The organism is Flavobacterium sp., assembly GCF_027533505.1.
Taxonomy (GTDB): Bacteria; Bacteroidota; Bacteroidia; order Flavobacteriales; family Flavobacteriaceae; genus Flavobacterium.
Genome location: NZ_JAPZUB010000038.1, coordinates 23,092 through 43,679, shown reverse-complemented (window position 1 = coordinate 43,679; position 20,588 = coordinate 23,092). Strand labels below are relative to the sequence as shown.

14 protein-coding genes are annotated in these 20,588 nt (G+C 41.1%); 8 read left to right on the top strand and 6 right to left on the bottom strand.

The genetic code is table 11. The features are described 5' to 3' along the window. Positions 1-132 precede the first annotated feature (132 nt). Positions 133-1,971: a DEAD/DEAH box helicase gene (locus O9316_RS09125; RefSeq protein WP_298204488.1), complete on the bottom strand. Its 1,839-nt coding sequence runs from the start codon at positions 1,969-1,971 to the stop codon at positions 133-135. A gap of 209 nt (positions 1,972-2,180) precedes the next feature. Continuing rightward, positions 2,181-2,756: a non-canonical purine NTP diphosphatase gene (locus O9316_RS09120; RefSeq protein WP_298204487.1), complete on the bottom strand. Its 576-nt coding sequence runs from the start codon at positions 2,754-2,756 to the stop codon at positions 2,181-2,183. A gap of 179 nt (positions 2,757-2,935) precedes the next feature. On the opposite strand from O9316_RS09120, the gene O9316_RS09115 reads away from it, so the two are divergent. From O9316_RS09115 to O9316_RS09105, 3 genes are all read left to right on the top strand, one after another. Then, positions 2,936-5,302 carry a hybrid sensor histidine kinase/response regulator gene (locus tag O9316_RS09115; RefSeq protein ID WP_298204486.1) on the top strand — a complete coding sequence of 789 codons (2,367 nt, stop codon included), beginning with the start codon at positions 2,936-2,938 and terminating at the stop codon, positions 5,300-5,302. A gap of 90 nt (positions 5,303-5,392) precedes the next feature. Then, entirely contained in the window at positions 5,393-6,652 is a 1,260-nt protein-coding gene (locus O9316_RS09110) for an aminotransferase class I/II-fold pyridoxal phosphate-dependent enzyme (RefSeq protein ID WP_298204485.1), read from the top strand. 327 nt (positions 6,653-6,979) lie between these two features. Continuing rightward, positions 6,980-7,738, top strand: coding sequence for a hypothetical protein (locus O9316_RS09105; protein ID WP_298204484.1), 759 nt, complete (start codon positions 6,980-6,982; stop codon positions 7,736-7,738). On the opposite strand, the gene O9316_RS09100 is transcribed toward O9316_RS09105, so the two are convergent. After that, the gene (locus O9316_RS09100; protein WP_298204483.1) at positions 7,739-8,857 is read right to left on the bottom strand and encodes a GTP cyclohydrolase; all 1,119 of its coding nucleotides are present in this window, start codon (positions 8,855-8,857) and stop codon (positions 7,739-7,741) included. It abuts the gene before it with no gap. A gap of 4 nt (positions 8,858-8,861) precedes the next feature. Continuing rightward, complete coding sequence (locus tag O9316_RS09095; protein ID WP_298204482.1) at positions 8,862-9,845, bottom strand: transporter; 984 nt, start codon at positions 9,843-9,845, stop codon at positions 8,862-8,864. A 112-nt stretch (positions 9,846-9,957) separates the two neighbouring features. Here O9316_RS09095 and O9316_RS09090 point away from each other — a divergent pair, with 112 nt between their 5' ends. Genes O9316_RS09090 through O9316_RS09075 form a run of 4 tightly spaced genes read left to right on the top strand, consistent with a single transcriptional unit; the run spans position 9,958 to position 15,457 of the window. Next, positions 9,958-10,212, top strand: a complete 255-nt coding sequence (locus O9316_RS09090) for a hypothetical protein (RefSeq protein WP_073362858.1) — start codon at positions 9,958-9,960, stop codon at positions 10,210-10,212. Positions 10,213-10,225: 13 nt separating this feature from the next. Beyond that, a complete protein-coding gene (locus tag O9316_RS09085; protein ID WP_366941537.1) occupies positions 10,226-12,691 on the top strand; it encodes a YfhO family protein in 2,466 nt (821 codons plus the stop codon). 3 nt (positions 12,692-12,694) lie between these two features. After that, on the top strand, positions 12,695-13,990 hold the full coding sequence (locus O9316_RS09080; protein WP_298204481.1) for a glycosyltransferase family 4 protein: 1,296 nt from the start codon (positions 12,695-12,697) through the stop codon (positions 13,988-13,990). Continuing rightward, on the top strand, positions 13,991-15,457 hold the full coding sequence (locus O9316_RS09075) for a polysaccharide biosynthesis C-terminal domain-containing protein (RefSeq protein ID WP_298204480.1): 1,467 nt from the start codon (positions 13,991-13,993) through the stop codon (positions 15,455-15,457). A gap of 69 nt (positions 15,458-15,526) precedes the next feature. Here O9316_RS09075 and O9316_RS09070 read toward each other — a convergent pair whose 3' ends face one another. Continuing rightward, a complete protein-coding gene (locus tag O9316_RS09070) occupies positions 15,527-16,153 on the bottom strand; it encodes a hypothetical protein (RefSeq protein WP_298204479.1) in 627 nt (208 codons plus the stop codon). 236 nt (positions 16,154-16,389) lie between these two features. Here O9316_RS09070 and O9316_RS09065 point away from each other — a divergent pair, with 236 nt between their 5' ends. Then, complete coding sequence (locus O9316_RS09065) at positions 16,390-17,571, top strand: M20/M25/M40 family metallo-hydrolase (protein WP_298204478.1); 1,182 nt, start codon at positions 16,390-16,392, stop codon at positions 17,569-17,571. A gap of 43 nt (positions 17,572-17,614) precedes the next feature. On the opposite strand, the gene uvrA is transcribed toward O9316_RS09065, so the two are convergent. Continuing rightward, a complete protein-coding gene (gene uvrA, locus O9316_RS09060; RefSeq protein ID WP_298204496.1) occupies positions 17,615-20,404 on the bottom strand; it encodes an excinuclease ABC subunit UvrA in 2,790 nt (929 codons plus the stop codon). Between the last annotated feature and the right edge of the window lie 184 nt (positions 20,405-20,588).

Sequence of the window (20,588 nt, the reverse complement as noted above, 5' to 3'; positions counted from 1 at the left end):
GTTTTGGGGTGCAAAAGCCTTCAGTTGGGCTATCTATGCCCTACGGATTGCTGCACAATAGGGGGGGTATCGATAGCAAGAACAGCGCAAAGTTATAGCCCCAAAAAAAAACCCTCCGAAGAGGGCTTGTATCTAACTTTTACGTCGGCGTTTAGCGGCTTCAAAAGCTTTATTGGCGGGCTGTCGGTCGCGACTAGCATCACTGCGACGTCCCAAAGGTCTTGCTTCACCTCCACCACGGCGTTCACCACGGGGCTCAAAACGTCCTTCGCTACGGCGTTCACTGCGGCGTTCTGAATGGTCGGCAAAACGATCACGACGTTCGCGCTTACCTCCAAAATCACCTCGACCACTTTTACGTCCACCGTTGTCATTTTTTGAAATTTCAACGTTGATTTTTCGGCCTTCCAATTGGAAGTTGCTAAAAATATCCATAACACGTTCAGCATGTTCCCCATCGGTATTGAAGAAAGAGAATCCTTCTTTTACATCCACTTTGAAAACATCGTCACGTCCTAAATCTAAAGCTTCGCGCAAGAAATCTTTCAATTTCATCCAATCAAAATCATCACGAGTTCCGATATTGATAAAATAACGCACTGCATCGCCCGCTTTGATTGAACCGCCTGAAGAACGTTCACTACTGCGTTCATTCGATAGGTCTTTTTTCTTTTTGTAATAATTCAAGAAACGATTAAACTCTACCGATACCATTTTACGAATCAAATCTTCTTTGCTTAGGTTTTCAAAAACCTGGTAGATGGCAGGTAGGTAATTGTCGATTTCATGGTCGATTTCGGTATCGTGAATTTTATTGGCCAAATGCAATAATTGGATTTCACAAATTTCGATACCACTAGGAATCGTTTTTTCTTCAAACTTTTGTTTGATGATTTTTTCGATGGTGTGGATTTTTCGTACTTCTGACTTGGTAACAATGACAATTGAAGTTCCTAATTTTCCAGCACGACCCGTACGACCCGAACGGTGGTTGTAAGTTTCAATTTCATCGGGTAATTGGTAGTTGATCACGTGGGTAACGTTGTCAACATCGATCCCACGAGCCGCCACATCGGTAGCAACCAACATTTGAATTTGTCGTCCTCGAAAGGATTTCATTACCGAGTCGCGTTGCGCTTGTGATAAGTCACCATGTAATGCTGCGGCGTTGTAACCGTCTTCGATAAGTTTTTCAGCTACGGCTTGTGTATCGCGTTTGGTACGACAAAAGATAACCGAGAAAATATCGGGATTGGCATCGGCCAAACGTTTTAAGGCTTCGTATCGATCGCGGGCATTGACCACATAAAATTCATGCGAAACGGTTGCAGTACCTGAGTTTTTGGCACCCACTGTAATTTCAACGGGGTCGGCCATAAACTTTTTCGCAATGCGTGCCACTTCGGCTGGCATGGTCGCCGAAAACAACCAAGTAGACTTGTCATCGGGGGTATCGGAAAGAATGGAACAGATATCGTCATAAAATCCCATATTCAACATTTCATCCGCTTCATCCAAAATGCAGTAAGCGATGTTTTTAATGTTGACAAATCCACGGTTAATCATGTCTTGCATACGTCCGGGAGTCGCTACAATTACTTGAGCACCACGTTTTACTTCTCGGGCTTGCTCGGTAATGCTTGCGCCTCCATACACGGCCACGACATGAAGTCCTTTAATGTATTTGGAGTACTGTTTAAGTTCGTTCGTAATTTGGAGACAAAGTTCGCGGGTGGGCGATAAAATCAAGGCTTGCGTGCTGCGGTCCTCGACATCTATTTTTTGTAGTAACGGAAAGCCAAAGGCTGCTGTTTTTCCGGTTCCGGTTTGGGCCAAAGCCACAAGGTCAGTCTCCTGTTCCAAAAGCACAGGAATCGCTTTTTCTTGAACCTCCGACGGAGTTTCAAATCCCATATCGCCAATCGCTTGAAGAAGCGCGGCGTTCAGGCCTAATTGTTCAAATTTATTCATAGATCGTATTAATTCGAGGGCAAAGGTAGACTTAATAATTGGATATAGCTAATTATTAAGTGATTAGTAATGGGGTATTCGGAATTAGTTAGCCTGAAATTCAGCAAATTACATTAAACAACACTGCGATTTATGCAGTTATTTTGCAAGAAAAATGAGGAATGCGTTTATTAAACTAGGTTTACCTATCCAAGATGTAGTTTTTTTCTTTATTTATTGGTCAAAAACGCAATAAGTTGTGCCACTGCTTTTCCGCGGTGACTGAGTTGTGCTTTTTCGTCTTGGTTCATTTCGGCAAAGGTGTTTGAAAAGCCTTCTGGAACAAAAATCGGGTCATAACCAAATCCTTGGAGACCTCTTTTTTCTTTGCAAATTTCGCCTTGTACAACACCCGTAAATTGGTGAGATTTTCCGTGGATATTCAAAGCGATAACGGTTTTAAATTGGGCTTTTCGATTGCCATTACCCTCCAATTCAGTCAAGAGTTTTTGCATATTGTCTTGTGCATTTTTCTGTTCGCCAGCATACCGCGCCGAATACACGCCTGGCGCTCCATTTAAAGCCTCTACTTCTAGTCCGGTATCATCTGCAAAACAAGGGAGACCATAGTTTTCGGTTACAAAATCGGCTTTCAATTGGGCATTCCCTTCGAGGGTTACAGCAGTTTCGGGAATGTCTTCAAAACACCCAATATCGTGTAAACCCACCAATTCAATGGATGGAGGTAACATGGCTTGAATTTCTGCCATTTTATGGGCATTGTTGGAGGCAAAAACGAGTTTCATATTTTTTTCTTTCAAAACTAGGCAAAAGCAACCAAAAACGACCATTTTTTTATCGAGCCCTGTATTTTTTTACCTGAGAAAGTAATCTAAAATCGCTTTTTTTAAAAAAAATACTTGAGGAGGAAAACTGAATGACCAACAATATCGTATATTTAACACACACTCTAATCAAATACATCATGCGTTGTACCCCAAATCTCCGTATGGTTCTCGGATTTATAGCTCTTTTTTGGAGCGGAATGGTAGTGGCACAATTTCGTGTTACTTCCCCATCACTCCAAGAAGAATCCTTGCACCGACATGCCGTAATTTATAAAGATGTTACTGCAAAATTACCGCTCGAAGCCGTGCAGCAATTGCCAGCGAGTGCCTTTTTTCCTCTGGTAGTTGAAAACACCGACTTGGGTTTTACCACCGCTGCTTATTGGTTGCGATTTTCGATTAAAAATGAATTGGACCAGCCCGTTTCGTTTTATTTGGAAACCGCACGCCCCATTGTTGATAAAGCTACTTTGTATGGTTTTAATGGAAAAAAAAGAGTTGCTTTTCAAGAAAGTGGTGACGGGATTCCCATTCCTCAAAAAACAGTAAAGCAACGAAAAACCTTATTTACGATTACCCTTCCAGCACAGCAAGAATACCAGTATTGGATACGGTTACAAAGCGACGGGGAAGTAATCAATGCGCCATTGTTGTTGCGCAGTTCCGATCAGTTGTTGGATACCATCGCCTTTGAACAAGTGGTCTTTGGGTTCTTTTATGGGATGCTGCTTTTGTCGGCGGTCATCTATTTGTTTTTCTTCTTTGCCATGAAGCAACGGGTGTTTTTGAATTACAGCTTATATGTCTTTTTTATTGGGATGTTGCAATTTTCAGTCGACGGTTTTTTTCATTATATCCTAGCACCCAATGGCGGTTGGTTTTCCGATAAATCAGTGATTTTCTTTGCTATTATTGCGGGATATTTTTTAGGACGCTATGCCCAATATTATTTGGAGGTTTGGAATGTTAGCACCCTCATCAATCGTCTTTTCTATGGATTGTATGTCTTCTTAGCGGGATTGATGGTGATCACCCTTTGGGTCCCTGATTATTTTTTTCTCACCTATCCTTTGATGAACTTGGCCGGTTTGTTTGAATTGCTGCTTATTATTTTAACGCTATGGGTAATTTATTTTCGAACGCGCGTGATTTATCTATTTTTCTCTTTAGGAATTTTGTCTTTGGTGACAGGATTTGTGGTATTTATATTAAAAAATTTGAGCGTATTGCCCGTTAGTTTTGCCACTGAAAACAGTTCGAAATTAGGTACCGGATTGGAGGTTGTCTTTTTGTCGCTTTCGATGGCGAATTTGATTAAAAAATTGCGGGATGATCGCGAGCAATTGCAAATCGAAGCTTTGCGAAAGTCGGAAGAGATGAACGAAATGAAAACGTATTTTTTATCCAACATTAGCCATGAGCTGCTCACACCCCTGAATGCCATATTGAATTATTCGGATGCTATTTTACAGGAAAGTGAAGCGCCAACCGTTCGTGAAAAATGTGAGGTTATTCGTAGTAATTCCCGAAGTTTGCTGGGATCGGTCAACGATATTTTGGATTTTTCTAAAATCGAAAAAGAGGCGATGTCATTGGAACCACAACCCTTTGATTTCAAACAATTGCTCCATGATTTGCATCTAGATTTTAAAAACCGTGCCAAAGAGAAGCAATTGGATTTTCAGTTTAGTGTTGAAGGAAATGTGCCACACCAAGTGCTTGGGGATCGCGATCGCATTCGCCAAGTGTTTCATAATTTGTTGCAAAACGCCCTCAAATTTACTGCCGAGGGGATCATTAAGTTTCGGGTAGAACTCATTACGGAAGGTACCAATTTGCAAGTAAAGGGGATTATCTCCGACACAGGTGAGGGGATTCCGAAGTCTAAAATGGATCAAATCTATGAGTCATTTACCCAGCAGCGTATCGATAATAAACGAAAATACGGAGGATTGGGATTGGGGTTATACATTGTAAAAGCATTGGTTTCGCAAATGGGAGGAACGTTATATATCGATAGTTTAGTCAATCAAGGAACGGTTTGCACGTTAAATTTTCCGTTAGAAATTGTTGAAGTTGAGGCGCCTATTCGAGTGACAACCCCAGAGGAGCACGATTGGTCGGATACGCGTATATTGGTGGTAGAGGATAATGTGATGAACCAAATGGTGCTGAAAATGATTTTTAAAAAATGGCCCAATCTTACCGTCGATTATGCAATGCATGGAGAAGAAGCACTGACCTATCTTTCGCGACAAGTGTACAATTTAATATTGATGGATTTGCAAATGCCCATTATGGATGGGTATGAAACGACTACTGCCATTCGAAATGGGCAATCGGGAATCAATACGGCTGCTATCCCTATCATTGCTGTTACGGCCGATGTAATGGAAGCTACCAAAGTTAGGATTCGGGAATTGGGGATGAACCATTATATGACCAAACCTGTCGAAAAAGACCAATTATTGGACGCTATATTGACCTATAGGCAAGAATTATAAACGACACGTTGTTGATAGAATCGTGTTAAAGCGCTATGATTAGAAATCGATTATCGTTACTTTTGCAGCGATTATAACCTGTTTTGACTCATGGTAAAAGATTTATTTGAACGAATTCAACAAAATAAAGGGCCTTTAGGGCGTTGGGCTTCTCAAGCTGAGGGGTATTATGTTTTTCCGAAATTGGAAGGTGAATTAGGACCTCGGATGCAGTTTCAAGGAAAAGAAATTCTAAACTGGAGTATCAATGATTACTTAGGTTTGGCCAATCATCCCGAAATCCGAAAAGTAGATACAGAAGCCGCACAACAATACGGTGCCGCATACCCGATGGGGGCACGTATGATGAGTGGTCATACCTCATTACACGAACAATTGCAAAATGAATTGGCCGCTTTTGTTCAAAAAGAAGCCGCTTATTTATTGAATTTTGGGTACCAAGGAATGGTGTCGATTATCGATGCGTTGGTAACTAAAAACGATGTGATTGTGTATGATGTCGATTCCCACGGCTGTATTATTGATGGGGTACGTTTGCACATGGGGAAGCGTTTTACCTACAAGCACAATGATGTTGAAAGTTTGGAAAAAAACTTGCAACGGGCTACCAAAATGGCGGAAGAAAATGGAGGAGGAATTCTCGTTATTACGGAAGGTGTTTTTGGAATGCGTGGACAACAAGGAAAAATCAAAGAAATTGTCGACTTAAAGTCCAAATACAATTTCCGTTTGTTAGTTGATGATGCTCACGGATTCGGAACGTTAGGAAAAACAGGAGCTGGAGCCGGAGAAGAACAAGGCTGTCAGGACGGAATTGATGTCTATTTCTCTACGTTTGCCAAATCAATGGCCAGTATTGGTGCCTTTGTAGCCGCCGACCAAGATGTAATTGATTATTTAAAATACAACCTTCGTTCGCAAATGTTTGCTAAGTCATTGCCCATGATTATGACCGTTGGAGCCCTGAAACGCTTGGAAATGTTGCGCACGATGCCCGAGTTGAAAGACAAACTTTGGGAAAATGTAAACTATTTGCAAAGTGGATTAACGCGTCGCGGTTTCAATATTGGCGATACCAACACCTGTGTAACCCCAGTATATTTGGAAGGTTCTATTCCTGAAGCGATGGTTATGGTGAATGATTTGCGTGAAAACTATAATATTTTCCTCTCCATTGTGGTGTATCCTGTTATTCCGAAAGGGATTATTCTATTGCGAATGATACCCACCGCTTCGCATACCAAACAAGATATTGATGAAACACTAGCAGCTTTTGAAGCAATACGTGAAAAGTTAGAAAACGGAACCTACAAGAAAATCGCTGAAGCGACTACGGTGGATGTATCGTAGCCTTCATTAATTATAAATAGTACGTTTTAAAAAATAATCCATCCTTCGGGGTGGATTTTTTATTTGCACCTATATTGTAAGTTATTTCTTGTTATAAATAATTATAAGAATAAACTTACAAAAATATATTTTTCTGCATTTTATCGAAAATTGTAGTATTTTACCGATAAAAAATTTCTTAGATTTGTAAGATAATTCTACATTTGAGTACGTTTTGCCCAAATAACAATTCAATCTACTCGTGTAGAACGAAGCGTTTCAAGCAGTACAAAAATAATGTTTAACCAACTCAAAAGCCCTAACTCTGAGTTTCAAAATTGAACGACCATGAAACAAACGTTACTACTAATTAGTTTTTTTGCAGCAAGTGTATCTTTTGCGCAAGTAGGTGTCGGAACCACAGATCCGCAAGCCGATTTAGATGTTCGAACAACCAATCCCAGTGCACCTGATGCAGCAGCTGGAATTGCTATTCCTCAGGTGGATGCGCTGCCCACTACAGGAAATCGTGCGGGACAATTGGTGTATTTTACCAGTGCCAATCGTTATTATTATTATGACGGCACAAAATGGCTTGCCATCTACCAACAAGTACACGAATTTGGCGATATGAAATACAGTCTCAAAACAACCGACCATCAAGGATGGGTGTTGCTCAACGGACGTGCAGTGAGTACCTTGACGCCTTCGCAACAAGCGGCGGCTACACTCCTCGGATTCGGCGAAAGTATTCCTAATCTTTCGGATAAAACATTGGTAGGTTCGAGCGTCAGCAAACCTTTGGGCGGCTACGGTGGAAACGCAACAGTTACCATTTCCCAAAATCAATTACCGGATGTAACCCTAACCACATCTACCAATGGCGCGCATACGCACGGCGCTGGAACTGTGGGGAATTACAACTTAAATCTTACCGGAGGTATTACCTTTCAATTGTTGAATGGATCTACAAATACGGCACAAACCACTTCAAGCGGATCGCACTCGCATACCACTTCTTCCATTAATGGCGGCGTGTTGCAAGAATCGCTAAACATACAAAATCCGTATATGGCAGCGAATGGATTTGTTTATCTCGGAGAATAGTTATAAATCTTTTTTATAGGTCCTTCTACGTCTGAAAACGGTTGGGTTGAAGTTCTTCCAGATGTTATGAATGGCCGTATTCTCCTCCAATTCTGGGGTACGAACACAAGTTTGTACCCCATTTTTTTGAAACGAATCATAATACGCTTCAAAAATCAAAGCTGTTACTCCTTTGTTTTGATATTCGGGATCAACTCCAATGAGGTAAAATAAAACTTCTTCATGGCGCTTTTGCGCCTTTACTAAGTGATAAAATCCAAAAGGAAACAATTTTCCATTTGCTTTTTTCATCGCAGCCGAAAGATTGGGCATGACAATGCCAAAAGCGATTAATTTTCCAGCACTATCAAAAACAAACTTGATGTACTCGGGTTTGATAAGACCGATGTATTTTTTTTTAAAATATTCTTTTTGCTTCGCGTTAATGGCTACAAAAGAGGCTAATGTCGCATAAGCTTTGTTGAATAAATCAAACATTTCATCAACAAAAGGCATGATTTCTGACGTCTTATTGAAGTTTTTACACACCAATTGGTAGCGTTTTTGTATCAAGGCACTCGCTTTTCGATAGGGTTCGATTTCGACATTTTTAAAAGAAAATACATTTTCCAAGTATTCTTTTTCTTTCCCAAAGCCCAATTGCTCCAAATGCGTTTTGTAATAGGGGTAATTATACCAGGTAATCATGGACGCCAAACGATCAAATCCTTCGGTGACCACGCCTACTTTATCCAAATTGGAAAAGCCCATCGGACCCTCAACATAAGTGAGGTCGTGCTTTTTTCCCAAAGCATATACTTTTTCTAAAAGTGCTTCCGTCACCGAAAGATCATCAATGACATCCCACCATCCGAAGCGTACCTTCCGTTTGTTTTGGTTGTTTACCTCTTCCCAATTAATAATCGCAGCGATGCGCCCCACGGTTTTTCCTTCGCGTTGCGCCAAATAAAACAAAGCTTCCGCTTGGTCAAAAGCGGGGTTTTTTGAGGCATCCAATGTGGCCAATTCGTCTTCAATTAAGGGCGGTACCCAGTTCGGATCGTTTTTGTACAAGCGAAAAGGGAAGGCGACAAATTCGCGAAATAAGGCTTTTGAATTGACTTCTATAAGCGTAATCATCGTATTAAGGTTTTGCGGTGGGGATTTCGTCCAAACGTTTTTTTAGTTTTTCTTTCTCTTTTTCTTTTTTCTTCTCGCCTTTGGTTTTTTTCTCTTTCTTTTCCTCTTTTTTGGGAGCGCGAATCAAATTGTCTTCATAATACGTATCTGTTCGCCACGAAACGCCCAAACCAGCGTACATAATCGATGGGGTATTTTTCATGTTTTGACTGATAAAAGCATCGACTTGAAAACTCGTTCCCCACAAATACGCGGCTCCGGCGGTCATAAACACATCACTGTAGTAGCCGCCACTGAGCATTTTTCCTTCAATAAATCCCGACCAACGATCAAAGCCTTTGGTAATGGTTCCAATGAATCCCACGGTTTGGTTATTCGAAGCAATTTTGTCTACAAAAGTATTCGTAACAAAAGCCCAAGCCCCAGAAAATACATTTTGAGAAATCAACATCACTTTGGGACTAAAAGTACCGTAGGATTCTCCGGGGTACATAAACGGATAATTCCCCACTTTAATATTGGTCCCTGCATATACCGATACGGCCGGAATCATCATGCGCCAATTGAATTTATGATTGGCTTTCCAACTGTACAAATTGGGTTTGGCATCATAGTTTTTAAACGGATCATAAATCAAATATTTAAATCCCAAAAGAACGCGTCGGAACCCATCGCGATGAAAATTACCGGCGGGTGAAAAGTAGCTGTCATTTTGGTAGGTCATTTCCAGAATCCCTTCCAATTCCTCTTTAAAAAATCCATAACGTGTGGTCAAACTCACCAAATATCCCTCCGTATTAAAGGCATTACGGTCGAATTGTTCCTGGCTGTAACTGAATCCCGACTCAAATTGAAGGACACGTTTTCCAACCGCATACGCATTCATGGATTCTCCTGGACGATTGGTATTGATTTCATCCGTATACTGTGCATAAGTGAGTAACGAACCAAGGGTTAGAACAAACAGGTATAGTCGGTTGGATTTCATGGTGAAAAAGTTGTGGGTTAGGTGACCCAAAAGTACACTTTTTATTATTTATTTATGACCTTCACCATGATTTCCTATGTGGTTTTTAGTATTTTTGAAAAAATTTATACCCATGCAGGAAGCCAGTTTACAAGGACTCTTAAAGACCTTGTTTTATATCATTCTGTTTTACTACTTATTTCGTTTTATCGCCCGCTTATTGTTGCCTATCTTAGCGCAAAAGGTGGTTGAAAAAGCGAATCAACAGATGGAAGATAAATTCCGTCAACACCAACAAAATCAGTCTACTACAGCTTCTACTTCCGCGCCGAAGAAAAGCGAGAAACAAGTCGGTGAATACATCGATTTTGAAGAAGTAAAGGACTAGCAAATTTATTTTTATGATGCAAAAAATTCAAGCATACCTTCACAAAGGATATCCTCATTTGTTAGCCATTTCTGGCTTTATCCTCGTAGCCGTAATTTATTTTTATCCCATTTTACAAGGTAGAAAAATTTACCAAAGCGATATCGTACAATATACAGGTATGGCCAAGGAGCAAAATGATTTTCGCGCTACCTATGATACCGAACCGTATTGGACCAATAGTGCCTTTGGCGGAATGCCTACCTATCAATTAGGGGCAAAATACCCTCACGATTACATCGGTGCCATCGACGATGTGTTGCGTTTTTTACCCCGTCCAGCCGATTACTTATGGCTTTATTTTATTGGGTTTTACGTATTAATGCTCGTGCTGAAAACCGATCCGTTGAAAGCCTTTTTTGGGGCTTTAGCCTTTGGGTTTTCTACTTATTTAATTGTTATTTTGGGGGTCGGACATAACGCCAAAGCCCATGCAATCGCCTATATGCCGCTGGTGGTAGCCGGCGTTTTGTTGGTTTTTCAAAAACGTTATTTATGGGGCGGCATTCTAACGCTTTTTGCCGTAGCTCTCGAAATCAATGCCAACCACTTTCAAATGACGTACTATTTGCTGATTGTACTTTTGGGATTGGGGGTGTATTATGGTGTCACAATGTTGCGTGAAAAAGATTTTTCGGCCTTGGGAAAAACCGCAGCCACCTTTACCATCGCATTAATTCTAGCAGTGGGGGCCAATGCCACGTCACTTCTCGCTACCCAAGAATATGCACAATTTAGTACGCGAGGGAAAAGTTCTTTGCAATTGGAACCTGATGGCAAACCCAAAACCGACAAGGCCACCCTTGACCGCAGTTACATTACCGAATACAGTTACGGGATTGCCGAGAGTTTGAATCTTATTGCCCCTCGTTTATTTGGAGGAGGTAACGACGAAAAGTTAAGCGACGATTCGAGCGTGTACCAATTCATGCTTAACTATGGAGCAACCGAGTCGGAAGCCCGTCAATTTACCGATGCCTATGCACGAACCTATTGGGGTGAGCAACCCATTGTAGCCGCACCTGCGTACATCGGAGCCGTTGTTTTCTTTCTTTTTGTTTTGGCCTTGTATCATGACAAACGGCAGCTCAAATGGGTGTTTTTTGGCGGAGCGTTGGTTTCGTTGCTTTTGTCATGGGGAAAAAATTTTCCAGCGTTAACCGACTTTTTTATTGATAATGTTCCTTTATACGATAAGTTTCGCGCCGTATCCTCAATTCAAGTGGTTTTGGAATTGTGTATTCCTGTATTGGCGATTATGGGACTCCATGCGTTTATGACAACCGATGCTGAAAATCGTTGGAACAATTTGAAAAAAACAGGACTTACATGTTTGGGAATTTTACTGCTGATTTTTTTCCTAAAAAGCAGTTTCAACTTTTCGGGTACTTTGGATGCAGATTTACTTCGCATGTTTAGCGAAGGACAAGATAAATCCTTCGGAATGGGTTTTATCGACGCCTTAAAAGCCGATCGGGAAACCTTGTATGCCGCCGATTTGTTGCGCTCCGGATTCTTGATGGCCTTAGCCTTTGTGTTTCTATGGCGTTTTTCCAAAGTAAAATTAGGCGCTATGAATACCATCCTGTGCGTCGGGGTCGTAATGGTCGTTGACTTAGTTTTGGTGGATAAAAAATATGTCGACAGTACCGACTTTGTTTCCGCACATGAGGTCGATCGTCCATTTGAAGCAACGCCCGCCGACGAACAAATTTTACAAGATACCACGCACTACCGCGTTTTGGATGTAGAAGGCAATATGAGTAGTGCCCGCGCGTCCTTTTTCCATAAATCGATAGGAGGTTACAGTGCCGTTAAACCCCGTGCCATTCAAGAGTTGTTTGATTATCAAATTGCCAAAAATAACAAAGAGGTGTTGGATATGTTGAACATCAAATACATTATCCAGGTGAATGAAAAAGGGGAGCAGTTTCCCACCTTCAATCCCGACGCCAATGGCAATGCCTGGTTTGTCCATACGATTCAAGGCGTACCCTCGGATGATGCGGTGATGAAGAGTCTAGATACCTTGAAAACCAAATCGGTGGCCGTTTACAATCGCAATGAATTTAAACCTTCACAGACGCGATTTGTGCGCGATACCACAGCCCGTGTGCAACTCACGGCCTACCGTCCCAATCAGTTAACTTATGTTTCCAATGCCAAACATGAAGGTTTTATTGTATTTTCTGAAATGTATTACAAACCCGGTTGGCAGGCCAAAATCGATGGAAAATTGGTGGATTATGGTAAGGTAAACTTTGCCTTACGCGGTATGCTAGTTCCTGCGGGTAAGCACACAATCACGTTCTCGTTTGAACCTCAAGTGGTAAAAACAGGCAGTTGGGTATCGTTAATTAGTTTTATGCTTATTATAGTGTTATCGATTGTGGGGATTTATCTTAGCCGTCGCCAACAGAAAGAACATGCTCCCTCTTAATGTATGAGTACCCCAAAGGAAAAAGTTTTAATCATCACCTACTATTGGCCACCTGCGGGAGGGCCCGGCGTACAACGTTGGTTAAAATTTGTAAAATATCTTCCTGATTTTGACGTGGTTCCTTATGTTTATGTTCCTGAAAATCCCAGCTATCCCATACAAGATGCGGGTTTGCTTCGTGAAGTATCAGAGCAGGCGATTGTAATCAAAAAGAAAATTCGCGAACCCTACCAATGGGCGGCTTTGTTTTCAAAAAAATCAACTCAAAAAATTAGTTCAGGAATTATCCCAGCGGCCCGTAAACAATCGGTTTTACAAAAATTTCTACTATGGGTTCGGGGCAATATTTTTATTCCAGATGCCCGATTTTTATGGGTAAAACCGTCAGTTCATTTTTTGAAAAAGTATATCGAAAAAGAGGGAATTACCACAATTATTACTTCGGGTCCTCCACACAGTTTGCATTTAATTGGCCAGCAATTGCGCGCTTCGAAGCAAGTTAAATGGATAGCCGATTTTCGCGATCCTTGGACGACCATTGGATACCACAAAGCCCTGAAGTTATCGCGATATGCAGCCAAGATTCATCGAGATTTGGAGCGACAAGTGTTGCAAAGCGCCGATCATATTTTGGTGACAAGTCCCACTACAAAAGAAGAGTTTTCGGCGCTTACGTCCCGACCTATTTCGGTCATCACCAACGGCTACGATACCGAAGAAGTACCCCCACAAACGTTGGATACCTCGTTTACTCTTGCGCATATCGGTTCCTTTCTGTCCGACCGAAACCCCACTATTTTATGGGAAGTTTTAGCCGAACTTGTTCATGAAAACCCTCAGTTTGCTACTGATTTTTCATTGAAGTTAATTGGCAAAATCAGTGAAGAAGTGTTGCAAAGTATTTCCCACCACAAACTGGATGCTTACGTGAATAATTTGGGATATGTAGCCCATGACGAGGCGGTGGCCCATCAGCGTAAATCCCAAGTTTTACTATTGATCGAAATTGACTCGCCCGATACCCGGAGTATTATCCCTGGAAAATTATTTGAATATATGGTTTCCGGTCGACCTATTGTTGCTTTGGGTCCGAAAGGTTCTGATTTTGCCGAAATTGTGCAGTCCACAAACACGGGTACTTTTTTTACCTACACTGAAAAAGTCGCTTTGAAACAAAAAATTAGCGAACTTTATGCTCAATACCAAGCGGGTCGTCTTCAAACACATCCCGTGGGACTGCAACGGTATTCGCGAAAGCAACTGACGCAAGCGTTGGTACAACTAATTCATTCCGTTTAAATGGGAATAGTTCAAAATCAATCCATTAGAAACACCATCATTACCTTTTTCGGTTTTGGAATTGGTGCGGTTAATGCGTTGTTTTTTTATACCCATTTTTTAGGGAAAGAACATTATGGCATCGTTTCTACGTTGCTGTCGGGAGCCAATATTATGATGCCCTTGATGGCTTTTGGCGCTCAAAACACCATCATTCGATTCTATGCTCAATACGATTCGGAGGCCAAACGAGAGCGGTTTCTCGCTTTTATGGCGCTGGTTCCTTTTTACTTAATGATTCCAATTGGTGTATTGTTTTACTTTTTTTACGACAGCATCGCATCGTTTTGGGTGAATGAAAATCCTTCGTTACAACCTTTTTTTGGATTAATACCAGTCATTGGTTTTCTAATGGCCTATTTTGAAGTTTTTTATGCTTGGGTGAAAGTGCATTTACGTTCGGTATATGGTAACTTTATTTACGAAGTGTTTGGACGAGCATTCATTATGTTGCATTTAATCCTCCTTCATTTCGAGTACCTAACGAAAGCCCAATTTATATACAGTGTTTTGGGAATATATGCAGTACAAACGGTAGTCATGTTTGCTTATGCGATGCGGGTGCGTCGTCCTTCATTTGGGCTGCAAATCCCCCAAAATTTTAAAGAGATTTTTTATTATTCTTCCTTCATTATTGTCTCAGGAGGCATTGCGGTGATGTTGGTCGATTTTGATAAAGTAATGATCCCACAGTACCTTCCTATCACGCAGAATGCGGTGTACTCGGTAGCCATTTTTATTGCCACTGTTATTGCCGTGCCTTACCGTGCGATGAATCAAATTGTAGCCCCAATTACTGCGCGGTTAATGGTGCAAAAAAAGTGGGAGGAATTGCAACAATTGTATCAAAAAACATCCATCAATTTGCAAATCACAGGCGGTCTTTTATTGGTATTAATCCTAACCAATATCCACATGTTATACCGCATAATTCCCGACAATTACGACGGGGGTGTTTGGGTGGTTTTTATGATTGGGATTTCTAAGTATTACGATGTGCTTTTGGGAAACAATAATGCGATTATTGTCAATACACGGTACTATCGAATGGTATTGTTTTTTGGTGTAGCGACTGTGGCATTGATGATTGTTTTGAATGCCATTTGTATTCCATTGTATGGCATCAACGGTTCGGCTTTGGCAACTTTACTCACCATTATGCTGTACAATACGGTGAAGTTTGTCTTTGTCGTGAAGAAGTTGAAACTTTTTCCTTTTACCTTCCATACGCTCCGTTCGTTTATGGTGTTAATTGTTGTTTTTGGTCTGTTTTATGCTTGGGATTTTCCTTTCCATCCGATTATTAATATAGGATTTAAATCGCTTTTAGTAGCGCCACTGTATCTTTTTGCGCATTATTATTTATGCATTTCCGATGAAGTAAACGAAGTAATGGATCGTTTTCTACCTCGTATTTTAAAACGATAAAAAAGGAGAAAACCCTGCAATCCTAGGACTACAGGGTCTCCGAATCAAACTAACTAACCCAAACTTTATTTACTCTTCATTTTCTTTATTTTCAGACGTTTGTTCTTGTCTTCCATTTTGGTCTGTTGTGCGATAGTAATAGCCTCCAGAGTTGAATGGGGTGCTCGAACCGTAATAAGTGGTTGAGCAGGTGGCTTGCTCATAGTAATTAGGCGTAAAGCCATGACGTTTGACGCTTCCCACGGTATGTACAATTTGTCCCAAGCGGTTGTAAACGATTCGCATACCCCCAATTTGCGTTAGCGCAAAACGGTTATACTGCATGAATACACTTCCAATGCGACTCACCCGATCACGGCCATCATAGTTGATGAATGTATTGCCTACGCGTCGTACACGTCCAAAGGAGTCAAATTCGATCAACACCCCATAATTTACAGGACGACTTCCTCGCGCCATTGTTTTGGTGCTAGCCCCACGGAAGTAGTAACTTCCTCCAACATCTTCAGGACGGGTATTGAAGTCAAAATCACCATTCAAGAACACATAAAATACAATCCCACGTTCCATAAATTGAATCGGTTCGGCTGTAGTGAAGTGGAGACCATGACGGTCGTTAGCAAACTCCAAAGTGGTGGCATGCGCCCAAGTGTTAAAAGCGAACACTAAACTGGATAAAAGTGTAATTGTTTTCATAAGGCATTCGGTTTACGGTGGGTGCTTACTCTTTCGATTTTCAGCTTCTTCGATCATTGCGATGTAAAGGTATTTTCAATTGCTGTGCCATCTTTATCGAAGGAATTGTCAACGATTTGTTAATGATTTTTAACCTGTTGAATGCAAAAGTTTTACTGCAGATACCTGCTTTATTTTCAACATTAATTTTTAGTATATTTGAACCCACAACAAACCGCTGTTTTGAAGATTACCCTATGAAAAGATACCTACTAGTCCTAATTTCATTATTTGGATTCCAATTTGCCTCAAATGCCCAATCGTTTATTCAAGCGTATGCCGACATTGCCAATCAGTGTTCACAGACGAATATTACTACCAATTTGACTGAATTTGAAGGTTTAGGTGTAAAGCGTCGCGGAACAGCGGCTTTGCAAAATACCCTAGATTGGTTGAAAAGTAAATACCTTAGTTATGGCTACACGGCCAATCAATTACAAGAGTTTTCGTATACCTATTCAGGATCGTCAGCCGTTTGTAAAAATTTGGTCGTCACCAAAATCGGAACCACCTATCCCAATACCTATGTCATTATTTGTGGTCATTATGACTCTATTGTGGGAACAGGGACCAATGACAATGGGAGTGGGGTAGCGGCTATTTTGGAAGTCGCGCGCTTATTGCAAAATATTCCTACCGAATATTCCATTCGCTTTATCAATTTCTCGGGGGAAGAAGATGGTTTGCGAGGCAGTCAAAATTACGTAAACACTGTGGTCAATGGCACTACCCCCAAAATGAGTATTCGTTTGGTCTTCAATATTGATCAAGTAGGCGGAGTCGCAGGAGAAATCAACGACACCATTACTTGTGAGCGCGATACGGGTAGTCCCACTTCCAATAACGCGGCTTCCAATGCGATGACACAACAATTGATTACGTGTACCGAATTGTATTCACCCTTAAATACCAATTTGTCGTATGCCTATGCCTCTGATTATATGACCTTTGAAGATAATGGGGAAATTATTACGGGCTTTTATGAAACCAATGAAACGACGCACCGACATACGGCTACCGACTTATTGGTTAACATGGACCCGGTGTACAACTATAAAGTGGCCCAAGCCGCTACGGGAGCCATGTTGCATTTTGCTGTAGCGAGTACAACCCTAAGCACCTCGTCAGTGCAGGAATATCAAATGTCGGTTTTCCCCAATCCAGCGACGAATGAGATTTATTGGAATTTGGGGACATTTCCCAACAATGAATATCAATTCAGCTTGATGGATAGTACTGGTAAAGTTGTACTAACCCAAGCGGTCACCGATGCACCATTGGTCAAAGGGTTTGCTGTGGGACATTTAGCCCGTGGCATGTATATGGCGGTTATGGAATCGGATTCTACTCGAGTGACCCGAAAGATTGTTTTAGAATAATGGATATTAAAAACCCCTTCTTGAATTGGAAGGGGTTTTTTCATTATAGTTTTGTTTTTAAGTACATACCTGTAATCGATTTTGGGTTTTTGGCAACTTCCTCAGGGGTTCCAATAGCCATCAACTGTCCCCCATTTTCGCCTCCTTCCGGCCCCAAATCAATAATCCAATCGGCACATTTGATCAAATCCAAATTATGCTCAATGACGATGATCGAATGGCCTTTTTCGATGAGTGCTTCAAACGAGGCTAATAATTTCTTAATGTCGTGAAAATGCAGCCCCGTAGTAGGTTCGTCAAAAACAAACAATGCTTTTTCTTTAGTGGCGCCTTTCACCAAGAAGGAGGCGAGTTTTATGCGTTGCGCTTCTCCACCTGATAGCGTAGATGACGACTGACCCAATTGTACATATCCTAAACCTACATCTTGTAGGGGTTGTAATTTCTGTACAATTTTATTTTGTTGGTGATTTTTGAAAAAGGCAATGGCCTCATCAACAGTTAAGTTAAGGATAGCACCAATATTATGGTCGTTAAATTGCACTTCTAGGATTTCTTTCTTAAAACGTTTGCCTCCACACGTTTCACAGGGCAATTCCACATCGGCCATAAATACCATTTCTACATTAATTGTTCCGTCTCCTTTACACGTTTCACAGCGCCCACCATCGACATTAAACGAAAAATGTTTGGGTTGGTAGCCGCGAATTTTGGATAGTTTTTCCTTAGCAAACAAATCCCGAATATCATCGTATGCTTTGATGTAGGTGACAGGATTTGAACGAGAGCTCCGTCCAATTGGATTTTGGTCTACATATTCTATGTGATGAATGCGGTGGTAGTGGCCTTGCATATCACTAAACTGACCCGCTTTCTCACCAATTCCTTCGAGTTTTTTTTGTAAGGCTGGGAAAAGAATTCGTTTGACCAAAGTACTTTTACCACTACCCGAAACCCCAGTGATAACCGTAAGACATTCCAAAGGGAATCGAACATCTATGTTTTGAAGGTTGTGTTCACGTGCCCCTAGTATATCGATGTACGCCGACCATTTTCTTCGAACTTTAGGCACTGGAATTTCCATTTTACCGTTTAAATATTGAGCCGTTAACGAATTGGCTTTTAGAATTTCAGAAAAAGTCCCTTGTGCCACCAATTCGCCCCCTAGACTTCCCGCTTCGGGACCAATATCGATTATCATATCGGCTTCCCGCATGATATCTTCGTCATGTTCTACAACAATGACCGTATTGCCCAAATCGCGAAGGTTTTTTAAGACTTCAATGAGCAATTCAGTGTCTTTGGGATGCAAACCGATACTGGGTTCGTCTAAAATATACATCGAGCCTACTAAACTGCTTCCTAGCGAGGTTGCCAAATTAATTCGTTGCGATTCTCCGCCCGAAAGTGAAGCCGAGTTTCGGTTTAACGTAAGGTAATCCAAGCCTACATTTTTTAAAAAACGTAACCGGTTTTGAATCTCCAACAAGAGTCTTTTGGCCACTTGTGCATCGTGTTGCGACAATTGTAAGGTTTCAAAAAAAGGCAATAACGAACGAATAGGCATATCTACGAGTTCGCCAAGGGTTTTCCCTCCGACCTGCACATATTGCGTTTCAGAACGTAGGCGTTTTCCCTTACATACCGGACATTTCGTTTTTCCGCGGTAACGGGATAACATTACCCGATTTTGTATTTTATAGTTTTTTTCCTCTAATTCCTTAAAAAAATCGTGCAACCCGACGAAGTAGCGATTACCCTGCCATACCAATTCTTTTTGGGCGGGTTCCAGTTGGAAATACGGTTTGTGAATCGGGAAATCAAATTTGTAGGCGTTATTGACCAATTGATCACGATACCAGCTCATACTTTCACCACGCCAAGGAAAAATAGCATTTTCAAATACCGATAAAGCCGTATTTGGAATAACAAGATCTTCATCGATTCCAATAATATTTCCATAGCCTTCACAACGCGGACAGGCTCCATACGGATTATTAAAGCTGAACAAATGAATATTGGGTTCAAGGAATGTTATTCCGTCAAGTTCAAAGTTGGTATTAAATTCAGTGCAGATTTCGTGATCAACCGAGGCGATGTAGCAGGTTCCTTTTCCTTCATAAAATGCCGTCTGAACCGCGTCAGCAAGTCGGTTGTAAAAGGTTTCTTCCTCTTTGACCACAATGCGATCAATCACTAATCGAACGTTTTCCTTGGGCAGCGATTTTAGGTCAACTTCATCCAGTCGTAGCATTTCATTGTAGACCATAATACGAATAAAACCTTGTTGTAAAAGAACATTGAGTTTGTCTTCCAATGCTCTTCCTTCCTCCAAATGAATAGGAGCAAGCAACAGCCAACGACTTTCGAGCGCTAAGGTTTTCACATGGTCAATAACCGTAGTGACCGTATCTTTTTTTACTTCATTTCCCGAAATGGGCGAAATTGTTTTTCCAATGCGAGCGTAAAGCAGTTTTAAATAGTCGTATATTTCAGTAGACGTTCCAACAGTAGATCGCGCATTGGTTGTATTGACTTTTTGTTCAATAGCTATTGCTGGAGCGATTCCTTTGATGTATTCTACCTTGGGTTTATCAAGGCGACCCAAAAACTGACGCGCATAGGCAGATAAACTCTCCACATAGCGTCGTTGTCCCTCCGCATAGAGGGTGTCAAAGGCAATGGATGACTTTCCTGAACCTGATAGTCCTGTGATGACAACCAGTTGGTTACGTGGAATGGCGAGGTTAAGATGTTTGAGATTGTGAATACTTGCCCCTTTGATTAGAATGTGTTTTTTGGGCTCTAATTCGACTAACTTTTCCGATAGCATTACTTTTTTTTCCAAAGATACGCATTCCCCATTTTTTTGGCTCAATCGCCACTGCTTTTGATTTCTTTTTTAGGATGTTTTTAGCGATAATGGATAATTTTAGATTTCTTCTTTTCTAATAGCTCATTTTTAATACCCAAAAAATCGCGATTTTAACTATACAATACCTATACAAACACAAATT